The sequence below is a fragment of the Shewanella sp. SW1 genome, assembly GCF_025653545.1.
Classification (GTDB): Bacteria; Pseudomonadota; Gammaproteobacteria; order Enterobacterales; family Shewanellaceae; genus Shewanella; species Shewanella oncorhynchi.
The window spans coordinates 1-15,616 of the sequence record NZ_JAKKSG010000013.1; the positions used below are offsets into that span (position 1 = coordinate 1).

11 protein-coding genes, 1 pseudogene and 1 riboswitch are annotated in these 15,616 nt (G+C 44.6%); of the genes and pseudogenes, 5 read left to right on the forward strand and 7 right to left on the reverse strand.

Annotated elements, in window-relative coordinates:
• Both L5M71_RS12725 and L5M71_RS12730 read left to right on the forward strand, forming a co-directional pair.
• A pseudogene (locus tag L5M71_RS12725) lies at positions 1 to 236 on the forward strand (ISAs1 family transposase); the annotation flags it as partial.
• Between the two features lie 86 nt (positions 237 to 322).
• Positions 323 to 1,333, forward strand: a complete 1,011-nt coding sequence (locus L5M71_RS12730; protein WP_263208142.1) for a methyl-accepting chemotaxis protein — start codon at positions 323 to 325, stop codon at positions 1,331 to 1,333.
• 158 nt (positions 1,334 to 1,491) lie between these two features.
• Here L5M71_RS12730 and L5M71_RS12735 read toward each other — a convergent pair whose 3' ends face one another.
• The 3 genes from L5M71_RS12735 to gbpA all read right to left on the reverse strand — a co-directional run bounded on the left by L5M71_RS12735 (position 1,492) and on the right by gbpA (position 7,101).
• Entirely contained in the window at positions 1,492 to 3,648 is a 2,157-nt protein-coding gene (locus tag L5M71_RS12735) for a S46 family peptidase (protein ID WP_198572959.1), read from the reverse strand.
• Between the two features lie 268 nt (positions 3,649 to 3,916).
• On the reverse strand, positions 3,917 to 5,092 hold the full coding sequence (locus tag L5M71_RS12740; protein WP_173248682.1) for an aromatic amino acid transport family protein: 1,176 nt from the start codon (positions 5,090 to 5,092) through the stop codon (positions 3,917 to 3,919).
• Between the two features lie 563 nt (positions 5,093 to 5,655).
• Positions 5,656 to 7,101 (reverse strand): N-acetylglucosamine-binding protein GbpA, encoded by a 1,446-nt coding sequence (gene gbpA / locus L5M71_RS12745; protein WP_263208145.1) that lies wholly within the window; start codon positions 7,099 to 7,101, stop codon positions 5,656 to 5,658.
• Between the two features lie 123 nt (positions 7,102 to 7,224).
• Positions 7,225 to 7,324: riboswitch (cyclic di-GMP riboswitch) on the reverse strand.
• Between the two features lie 410 nt (positions 7,325 to 7,734).
• On the opposite strand from gbpA, the gene L5M71_RS12750 reads away from it, so the two are divergent.
• Positions 7,735 to 8,289, forward strand: a complete 555-nt coding sequence (locus L5M71_RS12750; protein WP_131524629.1) for a TMEM165/GDT1 family protein — start codon at positions 7,735 to 7,737, stop codon at positions 8,287 to 8,289.
• 50 nt (positions 8,290 to 8,339) lie between these two features.
• Here the strand turns inward: L5M71_RS12750 and norR are convergent, their stop codons facing one another.
• Positions 8,340 to 9,947 carry a nitric oxide reductase transcriptional regulator NorR gene (gene norR, locus L5M71_RS12755; protein WP_263192011.1) on the reverse strand — a complete coding sequence of 536 codons (1,608 nt, stop codon included), beginning with the start codon at positions 9,945 to 9,947 and terminating at the stop codon, positions 8,340 to 8,342.
• A 226-nt stretch (positions 9,948 to 10,173) separates the two neighbouring features.
• On the opposite strand from norR, the gene norV reads away from it, so the two are divergent.
• Complete coding sequence (gene norV / locus L5M71_RS12760; protein ID WP_263183299.1) at positions 10,174 to 11,703, forward strand: anaerobic nitric oxide reductase flavorubredoxin; 1,530 nt, start codon at positions 10,174 to 10,176, stop codon at positions 11,701 to 11,703.
• A complete protein-coding gene (gene norW / locus L5M71_RS12765) occupies positions 11,696 to 12,862 on the forward strand; it encodes an NADH:flavorubredoxin reductase NorW (RefSeq protein ID WP_263208147.1) in 1,167 nt (388 codons plus the stop codon). Before norV ends, norW begins: the two co-directional genes overlap by 8 nt.
• A 115-nt stretch (positions 12,863 to 12,977) precedes the next feature.
• Here the strand turns inward: norW and katB are convergent, their stop codons facing one another.
• The 3 genes from katB to L5M71_RS12780 all read right to left on the reverse strand — a co-directional run bounded on the left by katB (position 12,978) and on the right by L5M71_RS12780 (position 15,543).
• Positions 12,978 to 14,453: a catalase KatB gene (katB, locus tag L5M71_RS12770; protein ID WP_263208150.1), complete on the reverse strand. Its 1,476-nt coding sequence runs from the start codon at positions 14,451 to 14,453 to the stop codon at positions 12,978 to 12,980.
• Positions 14,454 to 14,780: 327 nt separating this feature from the next.
• Complete coding sequence (locus L5M71_RS12775; protein ID WP_028761593.1) at positions 14,781 to 15,023, reverse strand: YgjV family protein; 243 nt, start codon at positions 15,021 to 15,023, stop codon at positions 14,781 to 14,783.
• Positions 15,024 to 15,105: 82 nt separating this feature from the next.
• Positions 15,106 to 15,543, reverse strand: coding sequence for a PaaI family thioesterase (locus tag L5M71_RS12780; protein WP_028761594.1), 438 nt, complete (start codon positions 15,541 to 15,543; stop codon positions 15,106 to 15,108).
• Between the last annotated feature and the right edge of the window lie 73 nt (positions 15,544 to 15,616).

The window sequence follows — 15,616 nt, forward strand, 5'->3', positions numbered from 1 at the left end:
CTCATTGGCAAACTGAAAATAATCAACATTGGCTTTTAGATAAGCTATTTCAAGAAGATAAGCAGAAAATGTATGATGAAGATGGCGCCAGTATCTTGGCCATTTTACGCCGCTGGGCCTTAAATCTGGTGAAATTACACCCAGCTAAAACCAGCCAAACTCAAAAATTTAATCGAGCATGTTGGAGTGATGACTTCAGAGAAGAGATTATTTTTGGAACTGGTCAAAAAGTGTAATCAGCCCCTGCATTGTTACCAGTGCAAACACAAAGTTAATATTAGGTTTTATCGCCTCAGTGCTTGTCGCTGTATTTGTGTATTTCATGGCGATCAAATTAATATTGACCCCGATAGCGGTAGTAACGGATAAGTTGGCTGATTTAAGCATAGGGTCTGGCGATTTAACAGTGCGATTACCCAATGCCAATGCAGAAACTGAAGTTGGACGCTTAGCTGACGCATTTAATGGGTTTATACAAAAATTACAAGCCTTGATTAGTAAAGTCCAACTCAGTAATCACTCTCTCATCACCGCTAGCACGCAAATAAGCCAGTCCATTACCACAAGTTCACAGGTTGCTGGCGCACAGTTACAAGAAATAACTCAAGTTGCAGATGCAGTAGAAAAAATTTCTCACTCCCTCAATCAAGTAGGTGACTCCGCTGAGGGTGCAAATAAAGCCTCTGAACAAGCAGTCTCAAGCACTTATACAGGTAATCAGATTGTCGTTTTGGCTCAACAAGGAGTCGCTCTCGTTGCCAGTGAGGTAGATAAAGCCTCACAAGTCATTTCAAGTTTGGTTGCCGACAGTCAAAATATCAGCGCCATGTTAGATGTTATTCGAAGTATCGCAGAGCAAACCAACTTGCTAGCACTCAATGCAGCTATTGAAGCCGCGCGTGCAGGAGAAACTGGGCGCGGTTTTGCCGTAGTCGCGGACGAAGTTCGCAACCTTGCATCGAGGACACAGGAATCCACCAAATCCATTGAAATCATCATCACGAATTTATCTTCCGGTTCAGCTAAAGCTGTAGATGTAATGAATAGTGCACAGAAGCAAGCGTTAATGATAAAAGAACGGATCGGAGAAACTTCTGATGCGTTTGCAGATATCATCCGCGTTGTTGATCAAATAAAAATCATGAATGGAGATATTGCCCGCGCTTCAGAAGATGAAAAACAAGAGATGGCACATATAACTTACAGCATTTCAAATATTCTAAAACAAGCCAAAATAAATCAGCAAGCGGGAGAGTTAGCACAAACATCACAGCAACATCTGGAAGAACAAGTGGAGATGATTGAGGGGTTACTAAAGCAATTTAGAACCTAAAGTTACTGCGCTCTAGGAATAAAAAATAGCGATAAACATTATGAGTCTATCGCTATTTTATTGTCTTGTAATTCCTGCGTGCTAATCGAACAAAAACACGCTTAAATGCAGCTCATCTAAATCGTCCTAAGCCACAGTATTCAAGATGCGGCAATGGATTACTTAACGATTTCCATCTCAGCTAATAAATTGTCGGCATGATCTAAATACTTCATTACCCACAGCATATAACGGCTGTCGACATGAATAGAACGGTTAATCTCGTTATCAAATGCCCAACCGCCGATAATGCTTTCATACACACCGTCGAACAATAGGCCGACGAGTTCAGCGCGGCCGTTTAAGGTCGGTGAGCCAGAATTTCCGCCAGTAGTATCTAAAGTTGATAAAAAGTTTACTGGTACAGAATCTATTGATTTCATATAGAAATCACCATATTGCTTCTGCTTAATCAGCTCTAACTCTTTCTTTGGTGCATCGAATGGGTCAACACCTGTGTCCTTTTGCACTATGCCTTCAAGGCGAGTGAATGGCACAGCCACTAAACCGTCTTTTGGCGAGTAGCCTTTCACATGACCAACCGTGACACGTAAGCTTGAGTTAGCATCGGCATACACTGGCTTACCTTGCTCTAGGTTGTAAGCAATAATGGCATCCATATATTGCGGACGCACCTTCATTAGTTCACCCGCTAGTTCTTTTTCTTTCTTTTCTTCAGCCATATCTGTGTCATACATAGCGACAGCGAATTGAATGAAAGGATCTTTAGAGGCTTTAAAATCGGCAACGGATTTATCCATCCACGCCAGACGAACATCTTTCTTACCTAACTCAGTTTTGGCGTACATTTTATCTAAGGTTTTCGAAAGCTTAGCTTCACTAAACTTTTTATCGATACCAAAGGCTTTATCCAATGCGGGTAGGCGCTGGTCTTCTGGCAGTGCGGCGTAGCGTTTTAGCATGTCGAGCAATACCGCTTTATCAACGCTTGGCGCATAACGACGGTCAATACGCTCCATGCTGGCTTTTAGACGTGTCATATCACGATCTTGGAAGCCCGGTTCACGCTGCATATCTGGCAGTTGTTTCTCGTTCGCGAGGCGATATAAGCTGCGCGCCGTCGGCAACATAGTCGTGCTGCCTATGTAGCTTAAGATCATGTCACGCTCTTGATGCGTCTTGCCTTTGGCAATCAAGGCATCTAATTCCGCTAAGGTTTTACCGTATTTCGCTTCACGACTGCTGTCTTTGGCTATCCACGCCGCCAGCTTAGCTTCGAGGGCTTTACGGTCGGCCAACATGGTTGATTTGCCGTAAAACTCGATCATAGAAGTGAAGTTTTTCGCGTAATTTGCCAGACCTGCGATTTGACTCTCGTACTTAATACGCTCGTCGCTGCCCTCTGGCGCGGTTTCTTTAATGATCTCTATAAAGCGTTCACGCAGCATTTTGCCTTCGGGATAAGCCCACTCAAACTCATTTTGAACTTCAGTGGCTGTGCGATATCTGTTGGTGCGACCTGGGTAGCCTGCCACCATCACAAAATCCCCCTCACTCACGCCTTTAGCCGATACTTTTAAGAAACTTTTTGGCTCATAAGGCACGTTGTCAGCACTAAATTCTGCGGGTTTACCCGCTTTAGATACATAAGCACGGTAGAAAGAAAAATCGCCTGTGTGACGTGGCCACATCCAGTTGTCTACGTCGCCGCCGTATTTACCCACGCTCGCGGCTGGGTTATAGACTAAACGCACATCACGGATTTCCAGTTGTTTAACCAGATAATATTCGAGACCACCGTGAAAGCTATACACTTGGCAACGGTAACCATCTTCTTTTTCACATTCAGCAACTAAGGCTTTCTCTTGGCTTTCAACGCCTTGATAGAAGGCGCTACCCACTTTACCTTCAAGCCCGTTTTTAACTCGCTCAGTGACATTAGTGACATCTTCAGTCACATAGACACGTGAGCCAGGGGTCGCAGGTAATTCATCGGCGAAGGTCTTAGCTAAAAAACCATCCTGCAGCAGATTTTTCTCAGGAGTGGAGTTGTATTGAATCGCTCCATAGGCACAGTGATGGTTAGTCACGACTAGGCCCTTTGGCGATACAAATGATGCAGTGCAACCGCCGAGGCTTATCACGGCATTCATCGGGAATTCGGTGAGTTTAGAAATCGATTTTGCATCAATTTCAAGGCCTTTTGCTTTCAGCTCATCAGCCATAGCAGGCAGTTGATGGGGCTGCCACATACCTTCGTCAGCCTGTGCGCCAAAACTAGCGGCCACGGCAACTGTGAGTAACCATTTTTTCATTGTGTTAAGTCCGTTTTATGTGAATGAAGCCACGCGCAAGCTGGGCCATTTTCTCGTTTTAATAGCGTTGTTTTAATTTTAAATAACTGTGCTAAAACCCAGCATCACTCGCTTTAAAACCTAAAAAGCAAAAAGTCAGGCCGGGGCCTGACTTTATCACATGCGACACTCTCTATAACAGACTCTGAAAAACTCGCTTACAAAGCAAATACATTTAATCAAAGTTACCCTGCCGCGTTCGCTAAAAAGCCTCACCTATCGCAATGAATTAGATCCCAACAAATAGCTGGGCACCCACAATCACGGCACCTAACAAGCCAGCAATGACTAATGCAACAGATCCGCCAGACACTTGATAACCCCCAAGCTGCGACTGACGTTGACGCAGTGCCATAACAATTGGCAAGAAGATGATCATCACGACCAATGGTACGGCCGCAAATCCCAGTACCGCCACAAAGCCTTCAGGCAAATACAAGGCACACAAAACAGGCGGAATAAAGGTCAGTAACCAAGTTTGAATACGGCCGGCAAACGTTTCTTTGGCGCGAGTTAATTCGGCGATAAAGTCATATAAACTTAAGGTCACACCGAGGAATGAGGTCACTAAAGCTAAATCAGCGAATAATGAAATACATTTGCTGATCCAAGGTGTATGAGCAATATCCTGTAATGCCGTGACGAGTGAAGGTAGTGAACCTTCAAAACTATTCACCTCATATCCGCCGACGGTGCCTAAAGTCACCAATAACCACAGAACATAACAAGCAAGTGGGATAGTCGAACCGATTAACAACACCTTACGCAGTGATACCGCATCGCCATCGAGATAACGCACTAAAGTGGCGATACAGACGTGGAAACCAAACGAAGTAAACACCACGGGAATTGCCGCCATCCAATTGCTGGTCATAGACTCGGCAATCGCGCCAGTTGCCATGCTAGCAATACTGACTTCGGGCAATAAAAATAATACCACCACCACGAGCAATAGAATCATTAACGAAAATAGGAAACGTGAAACTTTATCGACCCAAGCAACACCTAGCGCCGCAAAGCCACCGAGCACCAGTGTAAATAACAACACTGCGACTTGATTATCGAGCACGATATCGAACATGTTCTTCGCTTTAAGCACTAATAACGAAGAGCCGCCGGTGAGATAAGCCGCGGTCAAGGCAAATAATAAACTCAGAAAAGAAGCACCTTGAATTATTTGACCTTTTTTACCCAGTAACTTACCCGTAATAGCATGCACGTTATCCCCCACGCCAGTGCGTAAGTTAATTTCGAGCATAAGTAATGAGGTATAGGCGGACACGCCCCAAATAACGACGAGTAACACTAAAGCAGGGATAATACCTAAAGCCGCTGTGGCTAAAGGTAACGCTAACATACCTGCGCCAATGGCCGTCCCGGCAACGATGGCGATCGAGCCTAACATTTTTGAATTCACACAATAGTCCTGTTCAATAATTAATTATTATTTTATTTGAGTAAGATTTGAACCGATAAAGCCTTGCGTCTTAAATCGAAATAAGCGACACATCACTTAAAGCATCCAATCAGATCTCGACCTAGCAGATCAATTGGCCCCAATAGCTTTTGAATGTTTCAACCCAGTAGCCATTGAGGCTAACTAAATCGATTATTGAAAAATGGCATGACTTTCAATTGTGATAGCCCAAATTAATGTACCGATATAAGCATCGATTAAATAGATAGTTTGGGACATTAACAGAGCCAAACCCAGTGGGCAAGCCAGTTGTGAACAAAGAAGGGTAGCAAACGGTACGGTAACAACTTAATAGCGCTGTGATAAACGAAAATATACAAGCCAACAAAATCGCTACCTTTGTTGAGAATATATGGGATGCAGCATTGAGCTTAAACCGAGGTAAAGCGCATCTTTCACCATCGAGAGCATGCAAAATATGGGCTTAAACACACGGATATGTTTAAGCCCAATGACACCTTTTTGAAGCTAGGTTAGCTCAAAAAGTTAATTTACAGCTCAGTCCACGCCATAGCCCAAGAAGCGCCAACAACTGGCTCAAATCCTGTGGCAGAAGCCGACCACTGCACGCAATAGCCGCTATAAGGGAATGGCTTACATTGATACACTTTGCCATTTTTAGGCTGTAACACTGTAGTACCTGCAACGTAACCTTTCACGCCTGCTGGGAATACAAAATCAGCTTCTGGTGCAGGAGCTTGATCCTTTAAGAAGAGATCAAAGTTCTGCTGAATAACATCACCTTGTTTAGGCTCAGCTTTTACCTGCAAATGATAATGCCCAGCTTTAGGCTCAACGACGTCTAACACTAAGCTAGCACTGGTATTGTTAACAGTTTGGCTCACAAAACCTGCCGCTGTGCCATCGTGGCTAAACAAATACGCTGACACTAGCATCTCAGCGTTACTGGTTACATCAAAGCTGACCTTCGCCGCACCATCGATAATTTGATAATCGTCGGCAAGTGAAGTGACTTCTAAGCTGTTGCCCGGAGCAGGAGCTAAATCAAATCCCACTTCGACACGCTCAATACCTGAGTTTTTCGCTGTAAAAATGTCGTTTTTGCCATACACAGGCTCAATCACACCCGATGCATTTTTTTGTCCCGCTTTTAACTGGGCCTGCTGGGCATTAATCGCGCTCGCTAATAGGAAAGGCCAATTTTGTTTATCACCTTGAGTCGCATCGCTAATGGTAATGACTGTTTGCTTAGCCGCTTGCTCACCATTGGCGTCAAACACCCGGGTCATCACTTTATCGCCTGCTTTTAGAGCGAGTGACGGATTGATATCCCCCACATCTTGCCATTCACTCGGCACAATAGGACCCGAGCCCAAGTTCACATCGATAGCATTGTAGAAACTATTCGTCGTATCTCCCACTTCCCACACGGCCAAGATCACTTGATAACCACTGCGACCTTCTGGCACGTAGCAGTCATGGGTCACTAACTTAGGCAGCTGTTCCATACCACCATCAACTACGCAAAAGGGTGCTAAGTCAAAGCTCGCTCGGCTCAAAGCTTGGTTTGGGTTCCAATCTTGGCGAGTTAAATAGTAACGCCAATTACGGGTGACATGGTTTGCTGTGAACTGCCAACTGAACTTATTCCAGCCCGCTTTAATATCCGTCTTTGCCCAACGGCTCGGACTTTGTTCATCCAAAGGTGAAAAAGCACCATTGCCAGCACTCGCCAATTTGCCATCAGCAGGACCTGACTCAGGAAAACCCGATGGCCCCTCAACACTTTGCGGCTCCCATTGCACCGCGCCACAATTGGCATTTTTACCTGTTTTACAGGCATATGAACGCGATTCAGGTGCCACAACATAACCGTGCGCCTGCGCAGAGATACTCACAAACGCATTCGTCGCCATTACTGCCGCGGCCAATAAACTCAATTTAGAAATAGGGGAAAAAACAGTAGGATTTGCCACTTTAATGCACTCCATTGATTGCCTATCATCCTAAACATAATGATAGGCTTAGATATAAAAGTGGTATTTGGGCAAACAACAGCATTAAACAGCAGTCGTTTATCTTTCACAGAAATCGAATTCTGCGGCAACTCCGCTATCTTAGTTCACTAAAAAATCCATTTACAACCTTAGACCGGAAGCTTTGCGTCCTAACTTTTCAATTAGTTTGCCAAATACAGTCGTTATCATTGAGTCACTACGAGTTAACAGTATGTAACTAAGTAGAAATGACTTGGCTAAATTAGCAACAAAAGACAACGTTGTCAAAAAATAATTCATTTATATTCATTAAGTTACAGAATGTGGATCGGTATTTTTCTGACACCTGTCAAACATTTATCAGCACCTACTGTTATAAACTCGTGCTTGAAACTAAATCTTACCTAGGTATAATGCCCACCTCGCTTCGGGGGAGTAGCTAACTGGATTTCGAGCCATCGTCATCTAGGGTGAACATCAACATACTTGGCAACATGCCATGGTGTTCACAGCAAATCATAGATTTGCCCAGCAAGACCTGAGCACAATGACCGCACCTAGGGGTGGACGGTTTATTGTGCTTATGTCATAACCACCCCTAAAGGATCACACTTGGAAGCCCTACTTGCCTCAACTTTTACGGTTGCTATCGCCGAAATTGGTGATAAAACTCAATTGCTTGCACTAATCCTCGCCGCAAGATTTAAAAATAAAACCGCCATTATTTTAGGTATTTTGCTGTCGACATTATTTAACCATTTTGCCGCAGCTTGGATTGGCCAATGGGCGATTAACTGGGTAAGCCCTGATCTTGCACGTTATTTAGTGGCTGCGTCATTCTTTGCGATCGCTCTTTGGGTGTTAATCCCCGATAAAGTCGATGCAGAAGAGAGCCGTTTCTATAAAATGGGCCCCTTTCTCGCCACCTTTATCCTGTTTTTTATCGCCGAAATGGGGGATAAAACGCAAATCGCCACTGTGGTATTAGCTGCAAAATACGATTCATTAACTATGGTGGTTGCTGGCACAACCTTAGGCATGCTGCTTGCTAACGTACCCGTAGTGATCGCAGGCCACTTCAGCGCCGAAAAATTGCCTATGTTGTGGATACACCGTGGCTGCGCCGTATTGTTCGCACTACTGGGTGTCGCGACCCTGTTCTTCTAAGAATCGAGGCAGGGGTTTTGCTGCAGAATAAAATTTCTTCACGCAATATTTTATTCTTTTAAACCTAACCGTTTTGCAAGTCGGTGCAAATTACCTGTATCGATTTGCAATATTCTTGCACACGCAGCCCAATTTTGTTGATTCGCGGCTAAAACTTGGCGAATAAGTTGACGCTGATATCTCTCAGTCGCAGCCTTAAGCCCCAGCATAACACTGGAATTATCTTGCGATTGTCCCTCACGACAGGCCGACTCAGACCTAAATGCTAATTCACTGGCTGGCGTTGCAGCATCTGATGGCCTATCTTCGTCGACTGTTCTGTGTGCTTGATTCATCAAAGAATCGAGCTGAAAATGTTTATTACTTAAGCTGATGTAAGTCGTTTTTAGCTCGGCTTTCGCCAACACCGCAGCCCTGTGTATCGCATGCTCTAGCTCACGCACATTACCCGGCCATGTGTATTGCTCTAATAACTGCTGCGCTGCGGGTGTGATATTGATATGGGTGAGTCCTAACTTCGCTTTACAACGTTCAAGAAAAAAACCTGTCAGCATAACAATATCTTGCCCACGCTCTCTTAATGGTGCTACGTGGATAGGAAATACGCTCAACCTATGGTAAAGATCGAAACGAAAACGCCCTTCCGTTGCCTCTTGGTGCAAAATTCGATTAGTAGCGGCAATAATCCGAGTATTAACCTTTAGGCTCTTATCACTGCCCACTCGCTGTAATTCACCGTATTGTAAAACCCTCAATAACTTAGCTTGCAGCCCCAAGGGAAGCTCCCCGATTTCATCTAAAAACAAGGTCCCCTTGTCAGCGAGTTCAAACTTGCCTTGCCTATGACTGATTGCCCCCGTAAATGCCCCTTTTACATGCCCAAATAACTCGCTTTCGGCGACGGACTCCGGCAATGCAGCGCAGTTCAAATAGATAAGTGATTTATCGGCTCTGGTCGATTGATTATGTATCGCCGCGGCTACTAACTCCTTACCCACGCCAGTTTCGCCAGTAATTAATACCGATAAATCAGTGCCTGCCACGGCACTTATCTGCTGCTTTAGCGATTGGATCTGTGTGGATTGCCCTATGATCTCCTGCTGACTAGCAGGACGATTGAGCACCTCAGTTCCATTGGAAACTTCAACAACTTGGGATTCTAGCTGTTGCATCAATAACGCAGTATTAAGACTGGCTGCGGCCAGTGCGCTGATCACACGCAACTCGCTATCACTAAAACCATCAAACTGATGAGGGTTGAAACCATCAATGGTGAGCGCCCCAATTAAGCGATCGTTCGCGATTAGTGGTAAACCAATGCAAGCATGTACATGTAAGTTCGCACTATGATGTGGAATTAAACCATCATACGGATCGGGAAGTTCACTGTCGGCCGGGAAACGAACCACATCGCCAGCACGGGCGATAGCCTCTAATCTCGGATGTTCACTAATTTGAAAGCGCCGCCCTAACACTTCGGCAAAGAGCCCATCTATCGCCAAGGGGACAAATTGCTGCTCCCGAAATGCCAATAATGCCGCAGCATCACAATTGACACGCCGCCTGACCACTGCCAACAAACGCTCAAATCTGTCTTGCGTCGACACGCCGACAGTTAAATCTAAGGCTAACTGAGTTAAATCAGCATGGGCACTCATAGCACATCCACAGTCAAATAAAGTCATATTGACAACAGTGTAATGTCAATTTGACCAATATCAAATTGTCATTATGACACCAATAAGTGATTCCAAATGTTGAAATACGTTAATACCAATAAAAATCAACACGTTAGAATGTTGGCATAGTGAGTGCAATAAGATATTTAACTAAGTAAGCAAGATTTACGTAGCGCATTCATTATTAATTATCACAGGTGTATTTATGACTATTCATGTAAAAAACAATATCCACTGGGTGGGTCAACGCGATTGGGAAGTGCAAGATTTTCATGGTACTGAGTACAAGATAACTAAAGGCACAAGCTACAATAGCTACCTTATCCGTGAAGAAAAAACCGTGTTAATTGATACAGTTGATCATCGGTTTAGCCAGCAATTCTTACAAAATCTTGAAGCTGAAATTAATCTAACCGACATAGACTATATTGTGATGAACCATGCAGAGGAAGACCACTCAGGCGCCCTGACTGCATTAATGGCCAAAATTCCTAACACTCCAATTTACTGCAGTGAAAATGCGGTCGACTCCATTGTAGGACATCACCACCACCCAGAATGGAATTTCATTACCGTAAAAACAGGGGATAGTTTAGCGATAGGCAATGGTAAGCAACTGATATTTATCGAAGCACCTATGTTGCATTGGCCAGATAGCATGATGACATACCTCACCGAAGATGCGGTTTTATTCAGTAACGATGCCTTTGGCCAACACTATTGCGACGAACATTTATTCAATGATGAGGTTGATCAAAATGAATTAATGGAACAATGCCTACGGTACTACTCAAACATTTTAACGCCCTTTAGCAGCCTAGTGACGGCTAAAATTCACGAAGTATTAAGCTTTAATTTACCTGTAGATATGATCGCAACTTCACATGGCATTGTGTGGCGTGATAATCCAGCCCAAATTATTCACCAATATTTAGCTTGGGCCGACGCTTATCAAGAAGACCGCATCACGATTTTCTACGACTCTATGTCCAATAATACTCGCATGATGGCCGACGGTATTGCTCAAGGTATCCATGATGTTGACCCCAATGTAGCGGTAAAAGTGTATAACGTCGCACGTCATGATAAAAACGAAATCCTTGCACAGGCATTTAGGTCAAAAGGTATTTTAGTCGGCTCATCCACCATGAATAATGTGATGATGCCTAAAATTGCCGCCATGCTTGAAGAAATCACGGGCCTGCGTTTTCGCAATAAAAAGGCGGCAGCTTTTGGTAGTTATGGCTGGAATGGCGGCGCAGTCGATAGAATTCACACTCGTTTGATGGATGCTGGTTTTGAAACCTCGGTGGGATTAAAAGTCAAATGGCGTCCCGATCGAGATGCGATGCAAGAATGCCGTCAGCACGGCCAGCGAATCGCGCGAGAATGGGCATTGCGGCCCCTTGATAGCGCTAATAGTCGCTCTATCATTAATCAAGTCATGTCAAAACCTAGCCAAGCCACCACGGCCAGTCAAACAGCTGAAAATACTGCTACTAATAACGTCCCTGTGACAGCACCGATTGCAACAAAAGCGTGCGAATTAAATGATACACAATCAATGGTTTGCACCGTTTGCCAATGGATTTACGACCCTGAAAAAGGAGAACCTAATCAAAATGTCATTGCTGGCACACCTTGGACTCAAGTGGCCGAAGACTTCCTCTGTCCCGAATGTGGCCTAGGTAAAAGCGTTTTCGCTGTCATAAAAAATGAGGTGACTAATGCCTAAGCCAATCGTCATTATCGGCAGTGGATTCGCGGCATATCAGCTAGTCAAAACACTGCGACGTTTAAACCGCGAACAACCGATTACAGTTATCACAGCCGACTCTGGTGACGAATACCATAAACCAGATTTAAGCCATGTGTTTAGCCTTAAAAAAATGGCGTCAGACCTCATAAAATTGACCGCGACTGAATTTGCACATGAACAACAAATTGATGTAATAAATCACTGTGAAGTCATAAAAATAGATAAAGTTCGTCAGGTAGTCTGTTGCCATCAAGGACGCGAAATTGCGTACAAAAAGTTAGTGCTTGCCACGGGTGCACGACCCTTTATTCCGCCTATAGATGGGGATGGCGTCGATATCATCCACACAGTTAACAGCTTAAGGGAGTATCAGGCCTGCGAAGCAGACATCCATGGTGCGAGGAGAGTACTGGTTATCGGTGCGGGTTTGGTCGGAGTTGAACTGGCAATGGACTTAGCAACTGCGGGTAAGCAAGTATTTTTGGTCGATCCACAAGCGAGCTTAATGCCGAATATGCTACCCGAAATGTTAAGCCACAAACTGACCGCTGTACTAACGCAGCATAACGTCACAGTGCAATTGCAAACCCGAGTCAGCCAACTGCAACACCAAGATGGCAGTATCTCTGTGTGCCTAGATAATGACCAGCGGTTTATTTGTGATGCGGTTATCTGTGCAGCCGGACTGATCCCTAACAGTCAACTTGCCCAGCATGCGGGGCTAGAGGTCAATAAAGGTATCGTCGTTAACGAATGCTTACAAACCAACGACGCCCATATTTATGCGCTAGGTGATTGCGCCCAAATCAACGGCCAAAATAGGGCCTATTTACAACCTGCGTTACTGAGCGCCAATGCGCTGGCGAATACATTACTGAACCAACCGACAGCAGTGAATTTTCCCGCCATGCTCATTAAAATGAAAACGCCACTGTTACCTATGCAGCTCAGCGGTATAACAGTGAATGGCGTCCATCGCTGGCAAGTCGATATTGATGCTCAAGGAAGCTGTATTAAAGCATTCGACGTGGATGAAACATTTATAGGATTTATCGTAACCGAGGATAAAATGCAGCAAGCATTTGGATTGTTAAAGCAGCTAAATAGCCCTAACGCGGCACTCATCGCGGCCTAAGAGCACATTAACGAGAATGTTAATATTATTGTCGCTGATAATAAAAACTGAGTAGAGGCTTTCTACTCAGTTTTATCGTTTCTACTATTATTCAAACATTCGCAACAGCAATAGTTTAAAGACCTAATGCCAGTTTAATACGTTGTCCGTAATCCGCATCGGCTTGAGTAAAATGCGCCACCATACGTTGCTGCACATCTAAACTCGCTTGACTTAATGAACCCGAAATTGTTGCCACTAGGCGCGCTTTCTCAGCTTCAGAGAAGATGCAATACAAATTACCCGCTTGGGTATAATCGTCTTGGTTATAACGACTGTAACGCGCAGCTTCACCTTCTAAACGCAATGGTGGTTCACTAAAGTTTACTGGCTCAACCAAGGCATCAGCAGTGCTGTTCGGGCCATAGTTTGCCGAAGCGTCGCCACCCGTTTGGCTGCCATGATAAGGACATTGTGTACCCGCCATCGCACCTGCACGTTGATGGTGATTTGCCTTAGCGGCATGCGGGCAGTTTACTGGCAATTGGTTGTAGTTAGCACCAATGCGGTAACGCTGCGCATCGGCATAGGCAAATAAACGCGCTTGTAACATCTTGTCTGGTGAAGCCCCGACGCCTGGGACCAAATTACTAGGTGCCAATGCCACTTGCTCAACTTCAGCAAAGTAATTTTGTGGCAAACGATTCAGTTCTAATACACCAATCTCAAGCAATGGATAGTCGCTATGCGGCCAAACCTTAGTTAAATCAAATGGATTGATATGGTAAGTATTGGCATCCGCCTCAGGCATAATCTGCACATTAACCGTCCAACGCGGGAAGTTACCATCAGTAATAGCAACCACCATATCGCGCTGCGATGAATCGGGATCAATCCCTTTTAATTTATCAGCCTGTTCATTGGTTAAGTTGACCACGCCTTGCTGCGATTTAAAATGGAACTTCACCCAGAAACGCTCGCCCTTGGCATTCCACAGCGAGAAAGTGTGTGAACCATAACCGTGCATTTGACGGTAGTTCGCCGGAATACCACGATCCGACATCAAAATGGTCACTTGATGCATAGCTTCAGGGTTCAATGACCAAAAGTCCCACATGGCCTGCGGATCTTTTAAGTTTGTCTTAGGATTACGCTTTTGCGTATGAATAAAGTCCGGAAACTTAATCCCATCTCGCAAGAAAAAGGTCGGCGTATTGTTACCCACGATATCGTGATTACCACGGGCAGTATAAAAACGTAAACCAAAGCCACGTGGATCGCGCTCTGCGTCGGCAGAACCCATTTCTCCACCTACGGTTGAGAAACGAATAAAGGTTTCGGTTTGCTTACCAACACCATTGAAATGGTCAGCAATGGTGTAATCGCTTAAATCTTTAGTCAGCGTAAATGTGCCGTAAACCCCAGTACCTTTGGCATGCACGATACGCTCAGGAATACGCTCACGGTTGAAATGGGCTAACTTTTCAATTAAATGCCAATCTTGTAATAGCAGAGGACCACGTTCACCCGCCGACAGTGAGTTTTGATCGTCGGCCACTGGGGCGCCATTTTGGCTCGTTAAGTACTGACTTGTTTGATGTTGTTGACTCATGCCCTGCTCCTTAGTCTTGATTGCTGGTTAACCAGGTTTCAATTAAATCGTAAATGGTGGCCATGGTTTATCTCCTTGGCTGGCGACGTGTTGTCGATAGAGCAAGAATAGAGAATTACCAATTGAGAATAAAACGATTAAACTAGATTCATACAATCTAAAAAAAAGATTAAAGATAAGTTTGGCAAGACAGTTAATGAATTACACAGACTCACAGCCAATGGTCCGCTCACATCACTTAAGATGCTGTTGAAAAACCAAATAGCTGCTCAGGACAATGGAGCGAAGTGCGGTGCGAGAAAGCGGAGTTAAGCTGATACACTGCCATTAACTGCTGGATAAGTCGGCTTCACGATAAAGCTTAACCAAATAATAAGTGTCAATCAGCACGATAAAAAAGTTAACTAAGGCAACAGGATAAGCCCCAATTGCCACACCGTAAGCCACAAATAAAGCCGCACCAATGAGATTCCACCAGCGCAGTTTCTTAATGTTTGACATCATCAGTGATATTGCAACGACCACTGAAGCTAAATAACCAACCCATTCCCAAATTGTAGCGTTATCCATATCCAATCCTTATCTATATATTATTTAAATCAAACGATTGATACGCCATTCACACCACAGGCAATAAGCTGGCTCATTGCATTTAGCGTTTAACGACAGCCGCCGTCATCCGTGAAATACAAGTCAGTTCACCCGCGCTGTTGTGGATTAAAATCTCCCATACAGAGCTGCGTTTCCCTAAGTGGATAGGCTTAGCCGTAGCGGTTAATACCCCATTACGGGAAGCCCGTAAGTGGTTAGCGTTAATTTCTTGACCGACACAATAGTACTGCTCAAAATCCACCGCGAAATTTGCCGCATAGCTGGCAACGGTTTCAGCAAGCGCGACATTCGCGCCACCATGCACTATGCCCAAAGGGTTATGCACCGCCGGACTGGCTGGCATAGTGGCCTTCATGTAATCGTCGCCAATCTCACTGATCTCAATTCCTAAAGTCTGCATCAAGGTGCCTTTGCCACCCATACCGGCGTCTAAACGCGCGCAATCCTCTAACGTTACAGCTCTAAACCAAATACTCATTGCAACTTCCTAGTCAATAAAACCAATCAGCAGTTTACTGTGAAGTGGATGAAGTTCAACTAGTTTACTCTTA

Excerpts from the sequence above, each read along its gene's own strand:
- L5M71_RS12740 (WP_173248682.1), bottom strand. The coding sequence starts at position 5,092 with ATGTTAGGCTCGATCGCCATCGTTGCCGGGACGGCCATTGGCGCAGGT.
- L5M71_RS12775 (WP_028761593.1), bottom strand. The coding sequence starts at position 15,023 with ATGGATAACGCTACAATTTGGGAATGGGTTGGTTATTTAGCTTCAGTG.
- L5M71_RS12730 (WP_263208142.1), top strand. The coding sequence starts at position 323 with ATGGCGATCAAATTAATATTGACCCCGATAGCGGTAGTAACGGATAAG.
- L5M71_RS12780 (WP_028761594.1), bottom strand. The coding sequence starts at position 15,543 with ATGAGTATTTGGTTTAGAGCTGTAACGTTAGAGGATTGCGCGCGTTTA.
- norR (WP_263192011.1), bottom strand. The coding sequence starts at position 9,947 with ATGAGTGCCCATGCTGATTTAACTCAGTTAGCCTTAGATTTAACTGTC.
- norW (WP_263208147.1), top strand. The coding sequence starts at position 11,696 with ATGCCTAAGCCAATCGTCATTATCGGCAGTGGATTCGCGGCATATCAG.
- L5M71_RS12735 (WP_198572959.1), bottom strand. The coding sequence starts at position 3,648 with ATGAAAAAATGGTTACTCACAGTTGCCGTGGCCGCTAGTTTTGGCGCA.
- katB (WP_263208150.1), bottom strand. The coding sequence starts at position 14,453 with ATGAGTCAACAACATCAAACAAGTCAGTACTTAACGAGCCAAAATGGC.
- norV (WP_263183299.1), top strand. The coding sequence starts at position 10,174 with ATGACTATTCATGTAAAAAACAATATCCACTGGGTGGGTCAACGCGAT.